General features: G+C 53.1%; 21 protein-coding genes and 1 tRNA gene. 11 read left to right on the top strand and 11 right to left on the bottom strand.

What is annotated here, in order from left to right:
• Positions 1-26 precede the first annotated feature (26 nt).
• Positions 27-986, bottom strand: coding sequence for an FHA domain-containing protein (locus RHK62_RS06750; RefSeq protein WP_310453463.1), 960 nt, complete (start codon positions 984-986; stop codon positions 27-29).
• A gap of 195 nt (positions 987-1,181) precedes the next feature.
• Between RHK62_RS06750 and RHK62_RS06755 the strand changes: the two genes are divergently transcribed.
• Positions 1,182-1,658, top strand: coding sequence for a Dps family protein (locus RHK62_RS06755; RefSeq protein WP_206200104.1), 477 nt, complete (start codon positions 1,182-1,184; stop codon positions 1,656-1,658).
• Here the strand turns inward: RHK62_RS06755 and RHK62_RS06760 are convergent.
• On the bottom strand, positions 1,655-2,029 hold the full coding sequence (locus RHK62_RS06760; protein ID WP_302677638.1) for a hypothetical protein: 375 nt from the start codon (positions 2,027-2,029) through the stop codon (positions 1,655-1,657). The genes RHK62_RS06755 and RHK62_RS06760 overlap by 4 nt on opposite strands.
• Positions 2,030-2,110: 81 nt before the next feature.
• Entirely contained in the window at positions 2,111-5,266 is a 3,156-nt protein-coding gene (locus RHK62_RS06765) for an EAL domain-containing protein (protein ID WP_310453464.1), read from the bottom strand.
• Between the two features lie 384 nt (positions 5,267-5,650).
• Here RHK62_RS06765 and RHK62_RS06770 point away from each other — a divergent pair, with 384 nt between their 5' ends.
• The 3 genes from RHK62_RS06770 to mutL are packed head-to-tail and all read left to right on the top strand — an operon-like array spanning position 5,651 to position 8,692.
• Positions 5,651-5,866, top strand: a complete 216-nt coding sequence (locus tag RHK62_RS06770; protein ID WP_206200107.1) for a DUF2555 domain-containing protein — start codon at positions 5,651-5,653, stop codon at positions 5,864-5,866.
• On the top strand, positions 5,853-7,070 hold the full coding sequence (gene coaBC, locus RHK62_RS06775; RefSeq protein WP_310453465.1) for a bifunctional phosphopantothenoylcysteine decarboxylase/phosphopantothenate--cysteine ligase CoaBC: 1,218 nt from the start codon (positions 5,853-5,855) through the stop codon (positions 7,068-7,070). Before RHK62_RS06770 ends, coaBC begins: the two co-directional genes overlap by 14 nt.
• Positions 7,067-8,692 (top strand): DNA mismatch repair endonuclease MutL, encoded by a 1,626-nt coding sequence (mutL, locus tag RHK62_RS06780; protein ID WP_310438034.1) that lies wholly within the window; start codon positions 7,067-7,069, stop codon positions 8,690-8,692. The genes coaBC and mutL overlap by 4 nt, the downstream gene beginning before the upstream one ends.
• Here mutL and RHK62_RS06785 read toward each other — a convergent pair.
• On the bottom strand, positions 8,689-9,180 hold the full coding sequence (locus RHK62_RS06785; protein ID WP_310453466.1) for an NADAR family protein: 492 nt from the start codon (positions 9,178-9,180) through the stop codon (positions 8,689-8,691). The two genes, mutL and RHK62_RS06785, sit on opposite strands and share 4 nt — an antisense overlap.
• A gap of 239 nt (positions 9,181-9,419) precedes the next feature.
• Here RHK62_RS06785 and psb27 point away from each other — a divergent pair, with 239 nt between their 5' ends.
• Complete coding sequence (gene psb27, locus RHK62_RS06790; RefSeq protein ID WP_206200110.1) at positions 9,420-9,824, top strand: photosystem II protein Psb27; 405 nt, start codon at positions 9,420-9,422, stop codon at positions 9,822-9,824.
• A 5-nt stretch (positions 9,825-9,829) separates the two neighbouring features.
• Positions 9,830-10,540: a M15 family metallopeptidase gene (locus RHK62_RS06795; RefSeq protein ID WP_302677631.1), complete on the top strand. Its 711-nt coding sequence runs from the start codon at positions 9,830-9,832 to the stop codon at positions 10,538-10,540.
• Positions 10,541-10,554: 14 nt separating this feature from the next.
• Here the strand turns inward: RHK62_RS06795 and rpmB are convergent, their stop codons facing one another.
• From rpmB to RHK62_RS06830, 7 genes are all read right to left on the bottom strand, one after another.
• Positions 10,555-10,791 carry a 50S ribosomal protein L28 gene (gene rpmB, locus RHK62_RS06800; protein ID WP_310453467.1) on the bottom strand — a complete coding sequence of 79 codons (237 nt, stop codon included), beginning with the start codon at positions 10,789-10,791 and terminating at the stop codon, positions 10,555-10,557.
• 80 nt (positions 10,792-10,871) lie between these two features.
• Positions 10,872-11,510, bottom strand: coding sequence for an LON peptidase substrate-binding domain-containing protein (locus tag RHK62_RS06805; RefSeq protein WP_149819234.1), 639 nt, complete (start codon positions 11,508-11,510; stop codon positions 10,872-10,874).
• Between the two features lie 59 nt (positions 11,511-11,569).
• Positions 11,570-11,653: transfer RNA gene (locus tag RHK62_RS06810), tRNA-Leu, on the bottom strand.
• A 62-nt stretch (positions 11,654-11,715) separates the two neighbouring features.
• Positions 11,716-12,162, bottom strand: coding sequence for a hypothetical protein (locus RHK62_RS06815; RefSeq protein WP_206200112.1), 447 nt, complete (start codon positions 12,160-12,162; stop codon positions 11,716-11,718).
• A 116-nt stretch (positions 12,163-12,278) separates the two neighbouring features.
• Positions 12,279-14,600 (bottom strand): DNA helicase PcrA, encoded by a 2,322-nt coding sequence (pcrA, locus tag RHK62_RS06820; protein WP_310453468.1) that lies wholly within the window; start codon positions 14,598-14,600, stop codon positions 12,279-12,281.
• Between the two features lie 350 nt (positions 14,601-14,950).
• Positions 14,951-16,687 (bottom strand): hypothetical protein, encoded by a 1,737-nt coding sequence (locus RHK62_RS06825; RefSeq protein ID WP_310453469.1) that lies wholly within the window; start codon positions 16,685-16,687, stop codon positions 14,951-14,953.
• Positions 16,635-17,321, bottom strand: a complete 687-nt coding sequence (locus RHK62_RS06830; protein ID WP_310453470.1) for a dynamin family protein — start codon at positions 17,319-17,321, stop codon at positions 16,635-16,637. Before RHK62_RS06830 ends, RHK62_RS06825 begins: the two co-directional genes overlap by 53 nt.
• A 155-nt stretch (positions 17,322-17,476) precedes the next feature.
• On the opposite strand from RHK62_RS06830, the gene menB reads away from it, so the two are divergent.
• The 5 genes from menB (at position 17,477) to RHK62_RS06855 (ending at position 21,388) form a co-directional block, all read left to right on the top strand.
• Positions 17,477-18,313: a 1,4-dihydroxy-2-naphthoyl-CoA synthase gene (menB, locus tag RHK62_RS06835; RefSeq protein ID WP_206200116.1), complete on the top strand. Its 837-nt coding sequence runs from the start codon at positions 17,477-17,479 to the stop codon at positions 18,311-18,313.
• A gap of 42 nt (positions 18,314-18,355) precedes the next feature.
• A complete protein-coding gene (locus RHK62_RS06840) occupies positions 18,356-18,604 on the top strand; it encodes a Ycf34 family protein (protein ID WP_149819240.1) in 249 nt (82 codons plus the stop codon).
• 65 nt (positions 18,605-18,669) lie between these two features.
• Positions 18,670-20,088 (top strand): TrkA-related ion transporter, encoded by a 1,419-nt coding sequence (locus tag RHK62_RS06845; protein ID WP_399375774.1) that lies wholly within the window; start codon positions 18,670-18,672, stop codon positions 20,086-20,088.
• A gap of 4 nt (positions 20,089-20,092) precedes the next feature.
• Positions 20,093-20,617: an SRPBCC family protein gene (locus RHK62_RS06850; RefSeq protein WP_302677624.1), complete on the top strand. Its 525-nt coding sequence runs from the start codon at positions 20,093-20,095 to the stop codon at positions 20,615-20,617.
• 9 nt (positions 20,618-20,626) lie between these two features.
• Positions 20,627-21,388 (top strand): hypothetical protein, encoded by a 762-nt coding sequence (locus tag RHK62_RS06855; protein WP_310453471.1) that lies wholly within the window; start codon positions 20,627-20,629, stop codon positions 21,386-21,388.
• The last annotated feature ends 56 nt before the right edge of the window (positions 21,389-21,444 follow it).

The following is a 21,444-nucleotide window of genomic DNA, read 5'->3' on the forward strand; positions in this document are numbered from 1 at the left end:
ACTGCTCACCAATCCGTGCAGCGGTTCTAGAGGACCATCCCCGACGACATCTCCGCATCCACGGCATCCTGCAGTTTCAGCAGGGTACTGGTGAGGGCTTCAGGATTGAAGTAGGTCCATTCGATGGCTTGGGCGATCGTTTGCAATCGCTCGGTAATACTCGTGAGATCTCCAAACAGATTTTCGCGCGGCAAGCCCGCAAAGAGTGCCATCGCGCCTTGGTTGACCGCCCACTTGCACTCCGATTCATGGACACGGGTGCGCAGGCCACTGAGGAGAATGACATTCATTTCTGGATAGCGCTGGCGATACTGGCGACAAAAATCGTAGGGATTGGTTTTTGGCATTCCCAAATCGAGGAGCAAGAGGCTGACTTTGCAGTTGAGGGACTCCACATGGGCAATAATTTTTTCTAACTCAAAGTGGGATGTTGCCCAAATCGTCGAAATCCCTTGGGAGTTCAATAATTCCCGCCACATTTCCCCTTGGGTACGCGAAGAGTGGGTCATCAAGACCGTGACTTGGCCATTACTCCCATGGGAATGATTGGTGTAGGGGTGGGGACTCGGCGCATCCCGCAGGTCAATGTACTCTAGTTCTGACTCACCAATGGAAATGCGATCGCCGTGTTTGAGGATATAGGGAGCGTGGATACGGTTATTGCCGACAAATGTCCCGTTCATGCTTCTGAGGTCGGTCAGCCGATAGCGATGATCCGCCTGCCGCTCAATGCGAATGTGATGCCGCGAACACCAGCGATCGGGTAGGACAATATCACAATCTTTACTTCGACCAATTTGCCAAACGGGTAACTGATCCAACACAATTGAACGTTGCATGTAAACGGAGTGCAATAATAGTCGGGGTGTTGGTGCCGCTAGAATCAGCTCACTGGGACGCATGAACCCCCACTGCTGTTCACCAGAACGGCTGGGTGCTTGTAGGTGTGGAACGTAGGTATCGGGGCGATTGGCTGAGGCGTCCATAGCAGCAGCTAAAAAACACTAAAATCATCAAACTTATTTTTATGCTGCCTATCCTAGCGTTGATGAGCAGCAAGGGACTACCTCCATCTTAGATGTCAATAGAATGGCAGTAGCACCCTCTAGGTTGCTAAAACGTACTCGTTATGAGTATGATAAATAGACAGGACAGTTCGATAACTGTCAAAGGAGACCACTATGACTGCAACAATCACGCTAAAAGAGCAAGTGCTAGCCACCCTGAAACGGGAACAGGCCAATGCGGTTGTCCTGTATCTGAACTATAAAAAGTACCACTGGCTAACCTATGGCCCCTTGTTTCGGGAGTTGCACCTGCTGTTTGAAGAACAGGGAACAGAAGTCTTTGCCATGATTGATGAACTGGCTGAGCGTAGCTTGATGCTTGATGGCCAGCCAGTGGCAGACCCCGCAGACTATCTCAAAGTGGCAACGGTAACCCCCTCAAGCGGCCAACTCACGGTCAAGCAAATGATTGAGGAGGCGATCGCTAACCATGAGCTGATCATTACCGAGATGCACCAAGATGCAGAAGTGGCCACTGAGGCGGGCGACATTGGTACGGCTGACCTCTACACCCGTTTGGTGCAAACCCACCAAAAACATCGCTGGTTCCTTAAGGAGTTTTTAGCCAAAGGCGATGGCTTGGTCAGTTAGTTGCGAATTGGGCCGTTGTAGTCAATGGTGGTGCGACCATCGGCAGCCACAGTAACGACAGTTTCGATACTGGGCAGGGATGCGGGCACGCCATTGCTGACTCGATGGCCCAAAATCCGAAACGTGTAGGAGCCGTCGGCATTGCGCACATAGGGGGCTTCACGGACAGGCCCATGCAGGGACTGATCGGCTCGATAGCGACTTAATCCGCCATTGACACGTTCTGCGGCTTGGCGGGCATAGTTGCGGGCGCGAACGAGCTCGACAATGTTGACAGGCTCAGGATTAGTTGCTTGGGCAATGGCAAAGGGGGCGATCGCTCCCCCAAGGGAAAGACTCAGCATGAGGCTAGCAATCAACGGCTGGGTCATCAGGCTTCTCCACTCAGCGGTCTTTATCTAAGATAGCCAAGGGGCTTTGCTAACCCCTAGATAGCGGTCTTGATGCAACAATTATTTGCTTTCCGTTTGACAAGGCGTGACCCTCGCTTGTAGTAACTGGTGCGCTTGCTCCTCAGAGAGGGGTTTACCAAAGAGAAACCCCTGACCCCGCTGACAGCCCAACGCCTGCAAGCACTGCTTTTGGGAGAGATGTTCAATGCCTTCGGCAACCACTTCTAGTTGCAGGGCTCGGGCGAGGCTAATAATGGCACGAACAATTTCTAAATTTTGGAAATTGGTTTCGATGTCCCGGACAAAGGACTGGTCAATCTTTAGGGTATACAACGGCAGTTGGCTAAGGCGGCTGAGGGAGGAATAGCCAGTGCCAAAGTCATCAATGCCACAACGAATATCAAGGGCTTGGAGCGCCTCCAATTGCTCTTGGGCAAACCTTGAATCGGGCATGATCACTTCCTCGGTAATCTCCAGAATCACTTGCTGGCCGCGAATCCCATAGAGCGGCAACAGATGCTTGAGCAAAGGAACCATTTGGCCAGAATTAAAGAAAGCACTGGAAATATTGACACTGAGGGTGAAGTCGGCAGCCCGAGAACCCAGTGTCTGTTGCCATTGGTAGAGGTTGAAAATTGCCTTTTGCAGAACCCATTGATCCAGTTTTGTGGCTAGACCCAACCCCAGAGCCAAGGGCAAAAATTCTGCCGGACTGATCCAACCGTTTTCGGGATGCTGCCAACGAACTAATACTTCAAAACCAACAAGGCTGTCCTGACTGAGGCTGACAATGGGCTGGTAGAAGAGCGCTAGTTGCTCCTGCTCTAGGGCACGGCGAAATTCCTGTTCCCGTTGTAAGCGGGTGTAAACCGCTTGGTGGTGCTCCGATTCAAAGAGTTGCATACCGTTGCACCCTTGCCCCTTGGCAGCATACATGGCAATATCAGCATCCCGCAGCAGTTCACCGGCAGTGCGGTAACGAGAATTAACAATGGCGATGCCAATGCTGACGCTGACACTTACTTCAGTGCCCTTGAGCACATAGGGTTCACTAATGCAATGGCGCAGGCGATCGCCATACTCATAAATCTGCTGGAGACCCTCAATGTGTTCGAGGATGGCAATAAACTCGTCTCCTCCCAATCGGCCAACGGTGTCCTGCTGGCGCATACTCGACCGAAGGCGATGGGCAATTTCTAGAAGTAACTCGTCGCCGGCATCATGACCCAAGCTATCATTGATGACCTTAAACCGATCCAAATCCAAAAACAAAACGGCAAAGGGCGGAATGTCACCGCGGTGGTAGGCAGCCAGCAGTTGATCAATTTTTTCTGTGAGGAAGGTGCGATTGGGGAGATTCGTTAAACTATCCTGGCAAGCCAGTTGCCGCAATTTCTCCTCCGCTAGCTTGATGTTGGTGATGTCCAAGCAGGAACCAAGGTAGCCAATGCAAGTGCCGTCTTCGGCATAGCGGGGTGCCGCTTGCTTGAGTACCCAGCGATAGACACCTTGGCCATTGCGCAGGCGGTGCTCAATTTCATAGCTTTGCTGCTGCTCAACGGCAAGACGGATGGCCTGCTCGGTGCGCTCCCGATCCTCAGGATGGACAAGGTCTAACCAGTTCCAGCCAAGGATTTGGTCTAAGGAGGCGCCCAAGACGCGGCAAATGGTTTGGTTGGCAAACTCAATGGTGCCTTTGCTATCTGCCAGCCAGATCATCAAAGGTGAGGCATCGGCCATCTGGCGAAAACGGGTTTCACTTTCCACTAGGGCTAGCATGGCTTTTTTGCGTTGGGTGACATCCACCCCCACCGTGGTGATCAGGTAACTGCCATCCCCTTGAGGTTCAGCGGTGGCATTGAGGGAAATCCACACCTCATGGCCGTCGCGATGTTGAAAGCGATATTCGGTGTGGGCACAGCCTTCTTGGAGTAATTTCTCGCGAAACGGACGATGATAGGCTTCCCAGTCCTCGGAGGGAACCCGCGATCGCCAAAGATTCGGGTCTTCTTGAAAGTCAAAGGGGCTGTAGCCGAGAATGCGCAGGTGCCCTTGGGAGAGATACTCATAGCGCCAAGAGCCATCAGGAAAGAGCCGTATTTCACTGACAAAGGCATCAGCGCGATCCAACAGTTGATTGAGCTTTTCTTGGGCGGCGTGGAGTTCCCCATTGACTTTGTGCAAATCGAGGGTGCGGGCAATCACCTGCGCCTCAAGTTCCGTTTGCTGGGCTGCAAGTTGCTGGGTTAGCTGCCGTTGTCGCGTGACATCCACTGCCGTCAGTAAAATGAACTGTTGGTTGCTGTTGGGCAGTTGCAGCGGCAGGGAAACCATCTGCCAAATACGCTCTTGTTTGGCGCGAGTGCGGATGCACACATCCCCATGCTCAACCCGTGCCTGCGTTATAAGGCAGCGTTGGAATTCTGTGGCCGCCCACTGGCGTTGCGCTGCTTCAGGAAAGGCAATTGCCAACCACCCCTCCCATGTGAGGGTTTCCTCTGGGCTGCTGCCGGTTTGCTCTTGCCATGCCCGATTCATCAACCACAGTTGACCATCCGCCGCCACCAACGCCATCGGCAGCGGTGACAAAAGCAGGCTGTTGCGGAACACCTCGTCCATTTCAGTGTAGGCGCGCCAAAATGACTGCCGCTCCTGCTCTACTTGGTTCAGATGCTGAGCCTCAATAACTAAAAGAGTGACCAAAAAAGCGATGATACTGATGATCTGCACCTCTTGGGCTAAGCGCTCCGAAAGCCATAGGCGATCGTGGTGCACCCATTGAATTACCCAACCAATGAGGAGGGGACCAAGGATGATCCAAGGCAACAATCGCCGCAAAAGTAGGCCACCTATCTTTTGTGAACTGAAGTAACGCATCACCCCTCGGGAGGGATGCCATTCGATAAGGCAGAGGTTCAGCAGCCCAAGAAGAACGCAGGCGAGGATTTGACCAAGGGCAGAGGTACTAAGAGACAGCGGCAATTGGTACAGACCGGCCAATACCTCAAGGAACAGCAGACAGGCACTTGTGATTGCCCCACCTTGGCCGAAAATCACTTGCCAACTTGACTCCCCCATGACCCCCCACAGGGCCACCCCTAGCCCTATAAAGGCCACAGGCCGTAGCAAACTGGTGTAGGCCGGCAAAGATAGAGCTTGCCACGGAGCAGTGATTTCCTGAGCATTGAAAACTGCTACGGCAATTGCCATCCCCATGAGAACAAGCACTAGGCCACAGAGCTGGGGGAGGCATGCTAATTCTCGATCTCTGCTCCTGGATCCCATGAGGGTGATGGCCAATGCGGTTAACCCAAGGGCGATGGCAGCAAAAACATCAATACCGACCAAGAGAGGCGAGTGGGAAGTGATGGCAGCGAGAACCCACTCTATAAAAACAGCTGTTGCTACCCCTAGACTCAACAGAGCAACCACTCGTAAGAATTGGGGATTGGTCATAGGCAGGGGTAAAACTGGCTAGGGACATCGTACCCCGCAGGGCAGTAGCTTTTTTAGTCTAGCTCCTCAATCTTGGGGTTGAGGCCAAGGGGTATGTAAACTAGTGTTGTAGGACAACTCTTTAGGCGTCCTGCAGGAGGGGGTATGCAAACAACTCACCACTACACTCAGGAGTATATCAATCACCTCACCCCCCAGGAGGTGGCTGCCTTGGCACGACGGCTTGAGGAGGATGATTACGATACACCCTTTGCTGCCCTTGAAGACTGGCATCTGCTGCGCTCCATTGCCTTTCAGCGGCCAGAGCTGGTAGAGCCTTATTTGTATCTTCTGGATTTAGAAGCCTTTGACGAGTCCTAGGGCAGTTCCCCATTTATTAGTGGGGGTGGGGGGTGGCATTGCTGCCTATAAAATCTGTGATGTGATCTCCACGCAAGTAAAGGCGGGGTGGCAAGTGTCTGCCATCCTTTCAGAGACCGCCTCGCAGTTCATTACGCCGTTGACCCTTTCGACCCTGTGCCGGCAATCGGTACTCACAGATGCGGATTTTTGGCATCCCCAAGCGCCGCGACCGCTACACATTGAACTGGCAGAAAAGGCAACGCTGATGTTGATTGCTCCCCTCACGGCCAATACGTTGGCAAAGCTGGTGCTGGGTTTGGCGGATAACCTACTGACCAGTACGGTGCTGGCCTCCCAAATACCCATCTTGGTGGCACCGGCCATGAACACGACCATGTGGGAGCAACCGACGGTACAGAGCCATTGGCAACAACTGCAACAACAGCCCCGTTATCATTGCTTACCCCCGGCCTATGGCCGCTTGGCCTGTGACAGCGTCGGTGTGGGGCGGATGGCGGAGACGCAGGAAATCATTGCCTATTTGGACTCCTTGGCCTATACCCACGGCAAACGAGACTTGGCGGGGAAACATCTGCTGATTACTGCCGGTGGCACCCGCGAGTATTGGGATACAGTGCGCTTCATTGGTAATCCGGCAACGGGGAAAATGGGGATCGCTCTGGCAAGGGCAGCCCTGCATCGCGGCGCCAAGGTGACGTTGATTCATGGGGCGATCGCCGAGCCGATCCCAGCCCAGGTACGCGCTATTCAAGCAATCAGTAGCGAAGCAATGTGCAAAGCTGTCCTTGAGGTGTGGCCAGAGGCCGATTGGCTGGTGATGGCTGCCGCCGTTGGCGATGTCCGCCCGGCCCAACAGTGGTCGGGAAAGCTCCCGAAATCGGAGTTGCCTACCGCCTTACCCCTGAGTCCGGTGCCCGATATTTTGCAAGCGGTGGCTCAGATGCGCCAACCCCACCAACGTCTGATTGGTTTTGCTGCCCAAACGGGGGATATTGTAACGCCCGCCCGCGAAAAGCTAGAACGCAAGGGCTTGGATTTGATAGTTGCCAATGCGGTGGATCAAGCCGATGGTGGCTTTGGCAGTAGCGAAAACGCAGCGGTGGTTCTGGATCGGCAGGGGCGATCGCGCGATCTTGCCAAGGTACCAAAGTTAATTCTGGCTCACCAAATTTTTGACGTTGCTCAAGAATGGCTGCCATGAGTGATGGCCTCACGGTTGTCCCCTTGCCGCTCCAAATGCAGCGGGCGATCGCTGCCGCTGAAACCCTCGACTCCCTCGCCACAGTGGTACAGGAGCTTGTGGAAAATGCGCTTGATGCCGGGGCGAGTCGCATTCACCTCCACTGGCGCCCTTCAGCATGGCATCTTGAGGTCACAGACAATGGCGAAGGGATTCGCTGGGCAGATCTCACCCAAGTGGCTCTCCCCTACACCAGCAGCAAGTTGCCCCCCAGCGGGGAATTGGCGGACATCACAACCTTGGGATTTCGCGGTCAAGCCCTCCGCAGTTTGGCGCAAATGGCACAGTTAACGATTTGCAGTCGCCATCGCGAGGCGGAGACCGGTTGGCAAGTGAGTTATGATGCCCAGGGTCAAGTGCGCAGCCAGCGTCCTCTGGGAATGGCCGTGGGGACTCGCGTGATTGTCGAGCAACTTTTTCAGGACTGGCCGCAACGTCAGCAGGGAGCAAATCCGAAACAGGTACAGCGGCGGCTTCAGGAAATCGCCCTGTGTTTTCCCCAAGTGGCTTGGCATCTCCTTAAGGATGGCAAGCGCTGGCACCACTGGCCGGCAGTGGCGTCTTTGGGCGATCGCCTGCTGCAACTCATCCCACAACTCCATCCCCAAGATCTGCGCCAAATGAGCGATGCCCAAATTGAACTGGTCTTGGCGCCGCCGGATCGCCACCATCGTCCCCGCCCTGATGGCTTAGGGGTGGCTGTCAATGGCCGTTGGGTGGAACTGCACAGTGATCCCTCGTGGCAGCAGGTGATTCTTGAGGCCTTTGGTTGCGGCCTACCTCGGCAGCGCTTTCCCCTGTGTATTGCCCATCTCCATTTACCCCCAGCGGCGATTGATTGGTCAGCAGAACCCCAAAAGCGCACGATCTATCTACGGGAACCAGAGCAATGGCAAGCCCTCTTGGTAGAACGCATTGGCCAACTCCTTGCCTGCCCCTCAATCCCCCTGAGTGATGCCAGCAGCTATCAGGTGCTCAAGGCGGCTGAACCACCAAACCGCTATCGGACGCTGTTATCGCCCAATTCAGCTCAAGTTTCCTTGCCAAGCCTGAAAGTGGTTGGCCAATTGCACAACATGTACATTATTGTTGAGCACGCCGAAGGCATCTGGTTGATTGAGCAGCACATTGCCCATGAACGCGTGCTGTACGAGCAAATTGAAACAGATTGGCAGGTGGTGGAGCTAGAGCAGCCGGTGTTGGTGGACTCCCTCACGGAAACGCAAGTGCAACGCCTTCAAGACTGGGGGTTAGCGATCGCCCCCTTTGGGGTACAGGTTTGGGCAGTGCGCCGTGTGCCTGCTCTCTTGCGCGATCGCCCCGATGTAGTAGCTGCCTTGATTGAACTCAGCCAAGTGGCAGATTTAACCGCTGCTAAGGTGGCCGTTGCCTGTCGCAGCGCCATTCGTAACGGCACGCCCCTCACCCTTGCGGAAATGCAAACCCTTGTGGATCAGTGGTACCGCTGCCGTCAACCCCACACCTGCCCCCATGGTCGCCCCATCTGTCTGCAACTGCAAGAATCTAGCCTTGCCCGTTTTTTCCGTCGCCATTGGGTGGTGGGCAAAAGTCATGGCATCTAGCCAAATGAGCAATCCTGCAGAGGAGTGAAGGTGTGAAGATCTGCCCCTTGGCGCAGACACTGCCGCAGGTGCATCAGCAGCCGTCCCAAATAGTTACAGCCTTGGCGATCGCTACCACAGCCCCAATAGCGATCTACGGGGGAATCTTCGACCAATTCTTCATCCCCAGTTGCTAAGAGCAGTTCCTGTAGGTCGGGATGGGTGGTAAATTTGGCAACAAGGGCACGCCACATCACTGCCTGTTTCAGTTGATCCCACTGAGGATGAACGGGGTAACGACCACTGCGACCGAGTTGGGCAGCGGCTTCAGGAGTTGGGGCAGTGCGAATAGTATGACCAAAGGCTTCATGGGCAGTGCCAAAGAATTTATGGGCTTGGTAGTAGTGCTCCGCTGTTGGCCAGTAATAGCCCTCGAGGGTAAACCCGTGGGGAGAGAAATTGGAAAAACTGCCGTAGGCATCCTTGACGCGATAAAAGTAGATGGTCATTGCCAACCGCGTTCCTACACCCCTGTGATCAGCTAGCATTCATCATGGCTGAGATCATCATCCCCCAAATGCAACTCTTTTCACTAGGGATACAACCTGTTCAAAACAGTTCAATCTGAAAGATGACGAACCCCCTATCTTCGAAAAGGGCGATCGCCAAACTTGAGACTCTAGGGGCAGATCCTTGCTAAGATGAGCCTCATGGGTACGTTAAGACCGATTTTGTTTTGGGGTTTGCTATGAAACGTTTTTGGGCGATGGTTTGCGCACTTTTCCTGAGTGTGTCACTGCTCCTGACCAGTTGTGCTAATGTGCCCACGGGGCTAACGGGAAATTTCCGTGAAGATACCCTTGCGCTGATCAGTAGCCTGCGCGAAGCGATCGCCCTACCAGATAATGACCCCAACAAAAAGGCCGCCCAAGCAGAGGCTCGCAAAAAACTCAATGACTTCTTTGCCCTCTATCGTCGCGATGACTCCCTGCGATCGCTCTCTTCCTTTATGACGATGCAAACTGCCCTTAACTCCCTCGCGGGTCACTACAGTTCCTATCCCAATCGTCCCCTCCCGGAGAAGCTGAAAGCCCGCCTCGAACAAGAGTTTAAGCAAGTTGAACTCGCCCTTGATCGCGAAGCCAAGTCCTAGTCCCAATGGGGGATAAGCCCTATACCAAGATTCCTATTGCAGAGTGTGGGGAACCCCTAGCGCCTATTCCACCTACCTTTCTGCGGCTGCAACCCCATCCCTATCAAAGCCGAGGTGCCCCCTATGGCAAAGCCTCTCCCTTTTGGTTGCGGGTGGGGGTCATTGCTGCCCTTGAGCGCGCCCAAGCGTTCCTAGAACCTTACGGCTGGCAACTCGCAATTTTTGATGCCTACCGGCCAATTGCGGTACAGCAGTTCATGGTGGCGCATACCTTTGCTACCCTCTGTCAAGAACGGGGGTATGACGCGCAGCAACTTGAGCCAGCGATCGCCCGCGAGATTTGGCAACAGGTTGATCAATTTTGGGCGGTGCCCAGTTCAGACCCTCAGCAACCACCCCCCCACAGTACCGGTGCTGCTGTTGATCTCACCCTCGCTGACCCCGCAGGCCATCCTTTGGAGATGGGGGGTGTCATTGATGAAGTTTCTGAACGTTCCTTTCCCGATTTTTACGATCGCCATCCTGAGCAGGCTAATGCCGCCTGCTTTAGCCAACGCCGCAAAATTCTCTACCAAGCAATGCGCTATGCCGGTTTTCAGCGCCATCCTAACGAGTGGTGGCACTTTTCCCTTGGGGATCAGTTGTGGGCTTGGCAAACGCAGCAACAGACTGGCCAGCGGGACATCCTCGCTCGCTATGGCCGCGTGGATCTTTGAGTCTGGGCAATGCCTTAGAGCTTGTTGAGATTCAACCCCGCTTCTTTGGCAAATGCACTCAGGCCTTTGCGCTCAAGGGTTTTAATGGCTTTGGTAGAGAGGCGCAGCCGCACCCAACGGCTGCCTTCTGGCCACCATACCCGTTTCCATTGCAAATTCACTTCTTGCAGTTTTTTCGTCCGCCGGTGGGAGTGGGAAATGGCATAGGCGTTATTGGCTTTTTTTCCAGTTAGTTGACAAACACGGCTCATTGGTTTCCTCCCTAGCAAGGCAGATGGTGCAAAATAATCAGGATTTCTAGCCTAGCATATTCAATGGTGCAGGGCACTGCCTATTTGAAGGTCTCCTTAAGAACAGTCCGTGCGGCTAAGTGATTGCGGGTGGTGGTTAAAATTTCTGCTTCCCGCAGTAGGCGATCGTAGGTGGATTGTAGCTCTAGAAGACGTTGCTGCTCCTGAGCCACACCGCGAAAATTACTGGCAATCCAATAGGACAGTTCAAGGGCAGCCGTGGGCACATCGGGGGGCAGCTCCATGGGTTGTTCCGTCAGTTTTGCTGAGAGGCGCACCACATCCTCAAGAAGTTGCCGCACTTCCTTGGCCAAGGGGCGCAGATCAATGCTGGTGGGTTCATCCTCAATCCACTCCACCAGTCCAACGCGGTAGGGTTTTTCGCGCACGTAGTCCAAGATGCGAAACCGCTGCTGACCCAAGGAATCAATGAGCATGCGGTCATCGGGAAGCCGTTCGTAGCGACGCACTTCCGCACAACAGCCCACCGTGGCTGGCCGTCCCGTTTGTGGATCCCACATCACGATGCCAAAGCGGCGATCGCTCTCAAGAATCGTATTCATCATGATGCGGTAGCGAAATTCAAAAATGTGGAGTGGCAGTGGTCGCCCCGGAAAGAGCACAACATCCGGCAAGGGAAAAATGGGGAGTTCGCGAACGGCAATGGACGAAAAAGCCATAATGACAGCGCACAGAAGCCAATGCTTCTATCGTACCCTACTTTGCAGGCTTCCTAGGATGCGGAACCGGGGACTTGAACCCCGAAGTCCTTGCGGACACTAGAACCTGAATCTAGCGCGTCTACCAATTCCGCCAGTTCCGCTCGTGATAGATTTGGTCAGCGATCTTCTATTATCTTGGGTTTGGTGGAGTTCTGTCAACTCATTATTTCATCTTGCCTCGGAAGGTGAGCACAAAGGGCTGACCATCCAATTGACCATTGCCTGCCAAGTTGAGAATGGACTGCTGACCGCCATAACGGAGATTGAGGGTGCCATTGGCATCGGCCATACCAGAACTAGTCAAGCGAATCCGCAGATTGTAGGCATCCTGCTGAATGACGTTGCCAGAAAAGCCAATATAGTTGCCATCCGCCAGTTGCATATTGATATCCGCCACCTTTTGTGGATCAATGGCAATGCTCATAAACGTTACTTTTTGATTCGGGCGACCACTGATGCGAAATAGACCCTCGCCCATATCAGCATAGAAGGTGGTGCCTGCGGGTTGGGCTGGCTGAGCGACCATTGTGGGCATTTGGGGGGCGATCGCGTAGGTGTGCGCCCCAGCGCTGAGGGCAAGCAGCGTTGCTGCAATAATGCTCTTGCTCACGGGAAGTTCCTATAGGTTCATGCTTATCATGACGCTCAAAAAGCGTGAGTGGCACCCAAACAGCCGCATCCTGCAATAAGACTTCATATTGTTCAGCTCGGATCGGTTCGCTCGATTTATAGCCGCTCAAGGGGTGTCAGGCGGGGATCCACCACCTTTTGCCCGCGACGTGGGAAACGAATCGCCAAGGAGAGCTTCGGGCCAGTATCAAAGACATGGGTAATTTCCCCTTCGCCATAGACAGGATGGAGAATGCGATCGCCCACCCGCCAACCAGAGGCAGCAGCCTTGCTCAACCGTGCGGGGGATAGCTTCGTGACAGCAGCCATTTTGGGTCGTCGTTGAACATTCCCTGTCAGCAGTTCTGGGGGTAGCTCTGTCAAAAATTGCGAAGGAATCGTATCTTCACTGCCACCGTAGCGGCGACGGCTTTGGGCAAAGGTGAGAAAGAGTTGTTCTTGGGCACGGGTGATGCCGACATAGCAAAGGCGGCGTTCTTCTTCGAGAGCCATGGGGTCGTTGAGACTGCGGAAGTTGGGAAAGAGTCCCTGCTCCATGCCCACCAAAAAGACAACGGGAAATTCTAGCCCCTTAGCGGCATGCAAGGTCATCAGGGAAACGACGCCCTCTCCCTCCTGCAAGGTATCCAAATCCGAGGCAAGGGCAGAACTGTTGAGAAAATCGCTGAGGCTTGCCCCCTCGTTTTCTTCGCTAAATTGCTGGGCAGCGTTAACCAATTCCATTAGGTTTTGCAGTCGCTCTAGGCTTTCGTCAGTGCCTTCGTTTTCGAGTTCGCGGCGGTAGCCTGTCTCTTCAATCACGGTTTTCACCAGTTCAGGCAATTCAATGTCGTCCACTAGCGATCGCAGGCGGGTCATGAGGGTCACAAACTGCTGCACGGCACGACTGGCTCGCCCGGCCAAGGGCGTCATGGATTCGGTATCGGCAATTAAATCCCATAGGGAAATGCCAAGGGTTTGCGCGGCGTCACTGAGGCGATCCAAACTGGTTTTGCCAATGCCGCGTCGTGGCACGTTAATAATTCGCCGCAGACTCACGGTGTCTTGGGGGTTTTGCAGCAGCCGCAAATAAGCGAGAACATCCTTGACTTCCTTGCGCTCATAGAATTTGAGACCACCAACCACGGTGTAGGGAATGTTGGCGCGAACTAAGGCCTCCTCAAAGGGGCGCGATTGGGCGTTGGTGCGGTAGAGAATGGCAAACCGTCCCCATTGGGGTTCGAGGGATTGACTGCCCAAGGCTTTGATGGTTTGGACAACAAAAGAGGCTTCATCGGTTTCAGTGTGGCAACACTCGCAGTAAATGGGAGCGCCTTCTCCTTTGGTGGGACGCAGCACTTTAGCAATGCGTTCGTTGTTGTGCTCAATGAGATGATTGGCGGCCTGCAAAATGTTGGCAACAGAGCGATAGTTTTCCTCTAGCTTGATCATTGTGCGGCTATCGTCATCGGGCAGGCGATCGCCAAAATCCTGCTGGAAATTCATCAGGATAGTGAAATCAGCGCAGCGAAAGGAATAAATGGACTGATCGACATCGCCGACGACAAAAATCGAGCGATCGCCCCAATTCTGAAACTGTTGCGGTGGCGTACCATTGGTGGCCAGTAGCCGAATGAGATCGTATTGGGTGCGGTTGGTGTCTTGGTACTCATCCACCAGAATATGTTGGAATTGCTGATGCCAATACTCAAGGCGCTCAGGGTGCTGTTGTAGCAGCTGCACCGTTCGCAAAATCAAATCATCAAAGTCAAGGGCGTTATTCTGGGCAAGGGTTGCCTCATAGCGACGATAAACCTCTGCGGCCACCCGGCCAGCGGGCGATCGCTGTTCCTGCTCCAATTGATCGGGGCTTAGCCCTCGGTTTTTGGCATGGCTAATTTTGTAGCGGATACCACGCGGATCATGCTGGCGCTCATCGAGATTGAGTTCCGCAGTGGCAATTTCCTTAATCAGGCTTTGCACATCTGACTCATCAAAAATGGTGAAATGCCGCGTCCAGCGATACCCTTGGGGATGTTGATAGGCCTCTATTTCCAAGCGCAGGAGTCGGGCACACAGGCTGTGGAACGTGCCAATCCAAAGGGGCTTCGTGTACGTTTGATAGACTCGCGATCGCACCCGCTGTTGTTCGAGGGGAGAGAGATCCAGCCAGTCCCGCCCGTAGAGTTGCTGAGCCACCTCTTGACCAAAGAGAGCTTCAATCCGCTCCTTCATTTCGCGGGCGGCCTTATTTGTAAACGTCACCGCCAAGATATTTTCTGGTGCCACCTGATGCTGGCGAATCAAATGGGCAATGCGATAGGTGAGCGTGCGAGTTTTCCCGGAACCGGCGCCTGCCACCACCAACATCGGGCCACAATAGTGCTCCACCGCCTGCCGTTGTGATGGATTCAGTCCTGCGAGAAAATCCCTACTCATTTGCTGCTACGCCCATTCGCCTAAAGTTTTATGATACCTGCTATGACCAGCCAACGGGTTGGCACCCCCATCCGCCAGTACTGCGGGCATCACGGCATCAGACGGCGATGGGTTGACACAAATTGATATTAAAGGGGATTTTGGATTATGAGTTGAGTAATTCCCGATGAGTTTTTACAAACAGCGCACATCACTGAAGCTGATCTCAAACTCGAAATTGCCATTCTACTACTCCAGTAGGGAAAAATTACTCTGGGCACGGCCCGCCAGCTCTTCTTCTTGATGAGTCAAGATAACACAATCACTGCGGGGGTAGGCAACGCAGGTTAAGACGAATCCTGCATCAATACTCAAAGAATCAGGGGAAGTTTCTGGCGATCGCGCCCCTGTTGTTCGAGGCAGCGGTTAATGCCCGTCACCGCCTCGTTGTACATGGCAATCTTGCCCTCTAGTTCCTTCAGTTTGGCGGCATTGTGCTCAATGCTTTCAGCCGCTTCTTTCTCTAGGGTTTTGCCGAGGTGCTCCCGTGCCTGTTGCTGTTGCTGGAGAATCTCTTGGCTATGTTGCTTGGCGGCAGTGAGGAGAGGCTCTGTAATCGCGGTGGCGATCGCGGCTCGATAGGTCACTTCAATGGTTTTCTTGATCTTGTGAACAAAGTCCATTTTCAGGAGTTCCCGCAGTTCGGTTTCCGCCTCAAACATACTCGAAGCATCAAAGGTATTGCAGGCTTTGCGCAGCACCTCCCGCAGTTTCATCACCCCTTGGGTATCATGATAGAAATCCTCGCGCTCCCGCACATAGCGATCGCACTCAATGCGTGCCACCGTCGTAATACTAGTCAGTACCTCCTCCTCCAGCTTGGCCAACATTTGATCAATGCCGCTGTCATTCCCCAGTAGGCGAAAGAGTTCGCGATAGTAGGGCTGCTGGTAAATCTCCCGCCTCAACTGCTTAAAGAGATTTTTGATCACCTCTTGGGAAGACTCGACGAGGGTTTTCTTGAGGCCATTGGCCAAGTAATAGAAGGCCTCCGCCAAAATCCCCATGACGGGAACAACGGAGTTGGTGGGATGACTATCAAGGGCCTGTTGATAAATAGTAGCCACGGAGAACTGGCGCAGGAGTTGCTCGAGGGAAGTGACAAGGTTGTTTTTCAGCCGTTTATAGTCCTGCTCTGCCTCTGGAGACTGGCCGCCCTTGATACGATTGAGAAACTGATCAATATGCCGATAAAACTCATCCCCGGCGATTTTCAGTTCTTGGCTAAGATCCAAAAGCTTCGTCTGCTTGAGGGCTTCAATGTCATTGGGTTGCTGTTTTAATTCATGGAGTTCTGGCTGATATAAATTGCTGAGGTTAATGCAGACATTTTGCAGATCGCTAACCAATTGCTCCAACAGTTGCGGGTATTTTTCCTCCCGTAGATAGCGGCTGATGTCACTGCGGAAAATTTCCACTTCGCTATCTTTAATCATGTGTTGGATTAGTTCGTGGCCATAGCGTTGCAAAATGAGTTCATAGCTCTCAAGGGGTGTTTTGTCTGTGTCCAGTTGAATGCGAAACTTGCTGGGCAGTTTGTAGGAGAAAATACAGTAGCGCAGAAACTCGGAGATAAATTTCGGGGCATCGGTGCGTTGTTTGAGCTTGCTGATTTCATTGGCAAAGAGAGAGTCTAGCCCATAGCGATCGCGATCGCTACATTTGAGCAACTGACTACCATAGAAGCCCAAGAGGCCACTGGTGCGATAAACGCGATCCGGGGGTGAGTAAAAGGACTTGGCGATCGTATTGTTGACCTTCTCGCGCAAATCGGCATCAAACCACGTTTGATCAATGCGGTTAATGACATGAAACACGCGATCGCGCAGCCCCGGATTATTCTTGATATTTTCCAGTAGCTCAATTTCCTCCTGAATAATTTCGCCAGAGGCAGCAATTTGATAAACAACAATCACGGCTGAGGCTTCTGGATCATTGATACAGCGATAGGCTAGCTCGGCATGCTCCTTGATCGGTGCATCAATACCGGGGGTATCAATCAGAACATTCCCCCCCCGCAAGCAGGGGATGGTGGCAGTAGTACTCAATTTTTTTGAGAACGGCACTATTGGAGCCTTGACGGGCATATGCCGATGCTTCAGCGATCGTGCCAAAGCCCAAGCCATCCATGGAAAAGGAATTATTGACCGTGGGATGAATGTGGGCAGCATTTTGTTGGCGACCTTGGAGCAGCAATTTTAGACCATTGGCTTCCCGTGCCCGTTGGGAGCGCCCCTCACCCCCCTCCTGTTCAATAATTTGGTTGGCAAACTGAATTGCCTCTTGAATCGAGCTGGGATTATTAATATCAATGTTGCCTCCTAACCACAGGCGATCGCCAATATCCGTGACTTGTTTTTGAATTTCCCCCTCGGTGTAAAACGTCAAAACAGCTCGCTCGCGATCGGGTTCAGCATAGGCGACACGGCAAATGGTTCCCGTTGCGTGACCTTGGGCACTGTAGAGGAGTTCGCGCTCCAATAGTGCATTGATCAGCATTGATTTGCCAGCACTAAAAGGCCCTGCAAAAACAATCTCAAATGTCGGCGAAACCGCCTTGCGCAGGGAAGTTTGAACTGGCGTAATATCAAAGGAGCGCAGCTTGGGTTCCGCATTCAATAGGTCAAGGAGGCGATCACAATCCGCTTGCAAATTGGGGCAGGTGTTGAGGAGGTCGCTCATAGCAAAGAAGCACAAACTATTGTCAGCAACAGCCTAACATAGCTCTCCTAGCCTCCCCTAGGTGGTGGATGTTAATTTTTTTTGCGATTTTGCTCCCCTCTAAACCCGAGAACCCCTCAGGTTACAATGAGAATCCATCTTACCCATCACACTCTATGGACAGCGTCCACTGGCAGCAGGTTCACCACTACACTGACATCCTCTACCACAAAACGACGGGCATTGCCAAAATTACGATTAACCGTCCCCACAAGCGCAATGCCTTTCGTCCCCAAACTATTGTGGAAATGAGTCAGGCCTTTGAGGATGCCCGCAACGATCCCACGATTGGCGTTGTCTTGCTCACCGGGGCAGGCCCCCACACCGATGGTAAGTATGCCTTTTGTGCGGGTGGTGACCAACGTATTCGGGGTGAGGCAGGCTATCTGGATGATCAGGGGGTAGCACGGCTGAATGTGCTGGATCTGCAACGGCAAATTCGCTCCCTGCCAAAGGTGGTGATTGCCCTTGTGGCCGGCTATGCCATTGGCGGTGGCCATGTGCTGCACTTGGTCTGTGACCTCACCATTGCTGCTGAGAATGCCATTTTTGGTCAAACGGGGCCACGGGTGGGTAGTTTTGATGCGGGGTTTGGTGCCAGTTATCTTGCCCGCATTGTCGGCCAGAAAAAAGCGCGTGAAATTTGGTTTCTCTGTCGACAATATACAGCTCAGGAAGCCTTAGCGATGGGTCTAGTCAATGCTGTTGTCCCCGTTGAGGAACTGGAGGCTGAGGGGATCCGCTGGGCGCAAGAGATTCTCACCAAAAGTCCCTTGGCCATTCGCTGCTTGAAGGCGGCCTTTAATGCCGATTGTGATGGTCAAGCCGGCCTACAGGAATTAGCCGGCAATGCAACCTTGCTGTACTACCTCACTGAAGAGAGTGCCGAGGGCAAAAACGCCTTTTTGGAAAAACGTCCCCCCAACTTTCAGCAGTTCCCTTGGCGCCCCTAAGGGATGCGCTAGAGTAGGAGCATGTGGCATTGGGAGAGTTCCATGTGTATCTGTGTTAACTGCGCCCTTGTGGATCGCTGTACCACATACTATGCCGTTGAGGAGCAGCACCAACAGCCCCATCTGACCCTCACGCCAGACTTTGACCCAATTGAGCCGACGATCAATATCAACATCCGTACCCAAGGGGAAGAGATTCTATTGGAGTGGGATGTGGTTGGTTGTGCCAGTTTCGTCGAAGAACAGGGACGGTGGGCAAAACTGCGTCCGGGAGAATTGATTCCCACCTAAATCTGATGGTTAGCCGGCGATCGCGGCAAATTGCGGCAATTTGATGTTCTCTTCTAGCGGCACTCATGGGACAAAGCCGGCTAAGACAACAGCTTGATCTATTTCTGCACGCACCACAGGTAGAAATCAGCCTGTTGGTTTTGATCCTCATATGGGTACTTTTAGTGGTGGTCGATCTTTTCTGGGTACAGCCCGGCCACCCTAATTTTTTTCTGATGCTGGCGGATTTGCCCCTACGGCTGTGCTTTGTTGTTGAGTTATTCCTACGCTTTGCGATCGCCCGCAAAAAGCAACGATTTTTCCGCCACTACTGGCTTGATCTAGTCGCGATTTTACCGATGCCGCCCCAGTGGCCCCTGTTTCGTCTGCTGCCCCTTTTGCGCCTACCCCGTGCCTCGATTTTGATCAATCGCAACCTACACTACATTTCTCCCCAGATTTCTGGTCTCTACGGTGCCCAAATTTCAGCACTGTTAATCATTGTGTTGATCATGCTCTTTGGGGGACTGGCTTTTTATATTATCGAAGGAACCTCAAACCCAGACATCGAGACCCTTGGGGATGCCCTGTGGTACAGCTTCTTTTCCTTAGTGTCCGCCGAACCCATTGGTGCCTATCCCAAAACCCATGCCGGGCGGATCATTACCCTAGTGGTGGTTTTGTCGGGGCTGACCTTGTTTGCAGTGTTTACAGGGGTGGTGTCTGCCTTCATGGTGCAGCGGTTGCAATCAGTCATGAGCATTAAGAACTTTGACTTGGATGAGTTGCGCAACCACATTATTCTCTGTGGCTGGAATCGCAGTGCCCCCCTAGTGTTGCAGGAGTTGCAAACCGATCCCCAAACCCGCCATGCACCGATTGTCATTGTTGCTGAACTGGAACAGTTGCCCTTGAGTGAGTTGCGGAGAGTAGATCAAAATCGCCTCTACTTTTATTCGGGAGACTATACCCGCATTGACGTTTTAGAGAAGGTGCAGATTTACCACGCCTCCCGTGCCATTCTCTTGGCGGATACCAGCCAGCCCCGCAGTGATCAAGACCGCGATGCCCGAACGGTTCTCGCTGCACTGACCATGGAAAAACTCAATCCAACGATTTACACCTGTGCCCAGCTTTTGGATCGCAATAATAATGTGCAACTTCAGGCGGCAGGGGTGGAAGATGTGGTGGTGGCTGATGAAATGGCGGGTCATCTCATTGGCAATGCGGTGCGCAATCAAGGGGCGATGGATGTCTTTGCCGAACTCCTAACGGTACAGGTGGGCAATCAATTTTATCGGCTGCCTTTGCCGTCAACGCTGGCAGGCAAAACCTTTTGGTATGCGCAACGACACCTCAAGGAGCAGTACGATGCCCTCTTAGTCGCTGTGGAACGTCGCATTGAGGGGCGTCGCCAGACGGAGATTAACCCACCAATGGACTATGAGCTGCAAGGGGGGGACTATGTGGTTGTGATTGCGCGGCAGTATCCACAGTGGGGATAGGGTGATGGAAATTGCCTCCCAAGTAGAGCTGCCCTTTCCCCGCGAGCACGTCTATCGTACCTATCGCGATCGCCTGCCTGAGTTAGTCAACTGGATGCCCAATGTGCGTAAAATTGAGGTGCAAGAGCGCAGGGAACAGCCTGAGATCTTAGAGATGGTTCTGGTCTGGCATGGGGGTGGCGAAATTCCGGCAGCGGCTCGGGCACTGCTGAGTGAGGCAATGCTCTCGTGGACGGACTACACCCATTGGGACGATCGCCACTATCTCACCCGCTGGCGCATTGCACCCCATGCCTTTACCGAGGCCATTGACTGCCAAGGGGAAAATCAATTCATTGCTGTGGGTGACTCAACAATTATCACTAGCCGAGGTCATCTACGCATTGATCCAAAACGCATTCCGGGGGTACCCTCCTTCCTAGCTGGCATGATTGCTCGCGCTGTGGAGGAGTATCTCGGCCAACGCATCGAACCCAATTTTCAGCAGTTGGCAGCCAGTGTCGCAGGATTTTTGCGTGCTCAAGGATAACAATCAGCGATGAAAATCTTGGAGCAAACGGACTATCGCTTGCGCTTGCGGGAACGCCCTTTGCTGAGTTGGTTTATGGGTGGGGTGTTTGCTCTTGTACCTATGTTGATGCTCAGCTTCTTTCCTGTTGCAGAAATTCACTGCCAACGCCAAACCCTACCCTATGAATGTATTGCCACCACAACCTCCTTCGTGAGCCAAGAGCGGGTGAAAATTCCGCTTCCTCTACTACGACAGGCAAAGTTGGAGGACTACATTGACAGCGAAGGCGATCGCATGTACCGCGTTGTTCTTGAAATAGCGGGCAACTCAACCATATTAGGCGTTGCCTCCTCGGAGCCGGGCGATCGCGCCGCCATGGTGCAGCAAATTAATCAGTTCTTAGCCAATCCCAATCAAACCGAACTTTCAGCGCGTGTGGACGATCGCTGGCTCATTGGGATCATTGCGGGGGTGTTCTTTCTGGTAGGGATGAGTTTCATTTCTTTCGCATCCGTCTTAACACTGGATTTGGATCGGGGCAGTGGCACCTTGACGATTCTCCATGCAAATTTTTTCCGCCGCACTCAGAAGGAATTGCACTTGCGCGCGATCAGGGACATTGCGATTGAAAGCTCCGTGGATTCTGATGGCGATCGCTTCTATCGCGTCGTGGTGCACCTCACTTCTGGCGAGACAGTTCCCCTGCGGCAGTACTACAGTAGCGGCTATGACAGCAAGAAAAAACTCGCTAATCTCCTGCGGCGGTTTCTCTATCTGCCACCTCTATAAATCGTCCTGCGGGTGTGGCGCTGGCCTGTTGATTACACTGAAGATGATGGCATAAT

This window comes from Thermosynechococcus sp. HY213 (assembly GCF_031460975.1).
Lineage (GTDB): Bacteria > Cyanobacteriota > Cyanobacteriia > Thermosynechococcales > Thermosynechococcaceae > Thermosynechococcus.

Bases quoted from the DNA above. Each gene is read 5' to 3' on its own strand.
- menB (WP_206200116.1), top strand. From the start codon at position 17,477: ATGGACAGCGTCCACTGGCAGCAGGTTCACCACTACACTGACATCCTC.
- rpmB (WP_310453467.1), bottom strand. From the start codon at position 10,791: ATGAGCCGTGTTTGTCAACTAACTGGAAAAAAAGCCAATAACGCCTAT.
- RHK62_RS06840 (WP_149819240.1), top strand. From the start codon at position 18,356: ATGTGTATCTGTGTTAACTGCGCCCTTGTGGATCGCTGTACCACATAC.
- RHK62_RS06795 (WP_302677631.1), top strand. From the start codon at position 9,830: ATGGGGGATAAGCCCTATACCAAGATTCCTATTGCAGAGTGTGGGGAA.
- RHK62_RS06845 (WP_399375774.1), top strand. From the start codon at position 18,670: ATGGGACAAAGCCGGCTAAGACAACAGCTTGATCTATTTCTGCACGCA.
- RHK62_RS06785 (WP_310453466.1), bottom strand. From the start codon at position 9,180: ATGACCATCTACTTTTATCGCGTCAAGGATGCCTACGGCAGTTTTTCC.
- RHK62_RS06770 (WP_206200107.1), top strand. From the start codon at position 5,651: ATGCAAACAACTCACCACTACACTCAGGAGTATATCAATCACCTCACC.
- psb27 (WP_206200110.1), top strand. From the start codon at position 9,420: ATGAAACGTTTTTGGGCGATGGTTTGCGCACTTTTCCTGAGTGTGTCA.
- RHK62_RS06760 (WP_302677638.1), bottom strand. From the start codon at position 2,029: ATGACCCAGCCGTTGATTGCTAGCCTCATGCTGAGTCTTTCCCTTGGG.
- RHK62_RS06855 (WP_310453471.1), top strand. From the start codon at position 20,627: ATGAAAATCTTGGAGCAAACGGACTATCGCTTGCGCTTGCGGGAACGC.
- RHK62_RS06830 (WP_310453470.1), bottom strand. From the start codon at position 17,321: ATGAGCGACCTCCTCAACACCTGCCCCAATTTGCAAGCGGATTGTGAT.
- RHK62_RS06805 (WP_149819234.1), bottom strand. From the start codon at position 11,510: ATGGCTTTTTCGTCCATTGCCGTTCGCGAACTCCCCATTTTTCCCTTG.
- RHK62_RS06765 (WP_310453464.1), bottom strand. From the start codon at position 5,266: ATGGGGATGGCAATTGCCGTAGCAGTTTTCAATGCTCAGGAAATCACT.
- mutL (WP_310438034.1), top strand. From the start codon at position 7,067: ATGAGTGATGGCCTCACGGTTGTCCCCTTGCCGCTCCAAATGCAGCGG.
- RHK62_RS06850 (WP_302677624.1), top strand. From the start codon at position 20,093: ATGGAAATTGCCTCCCAAGTAGAGCTGCCCTTTCCCCGCGAGCACGTC.
- RHK62_RS06750 (WP_310453463.1), bottom strand. From the start codon at position 986: ATGGACGCCTCAGCCAATCGCCCCGATACCTACGTTCCACACCTACAA.
- pcrA (WP_310453468.1), bottom strand. From the start codon at position 14,600: ATGAGTAGGGATTTTCTCGCAGGACTGAATCCATCACAACGGCAGGCG.
- RHK62_RS06755 (WP_206200104.1), top strand. From the start codon at position 1,182: ATGACTGCAACAATCACGCTAAAAGAGCAAGTGCTAGCCACCCTGAAA.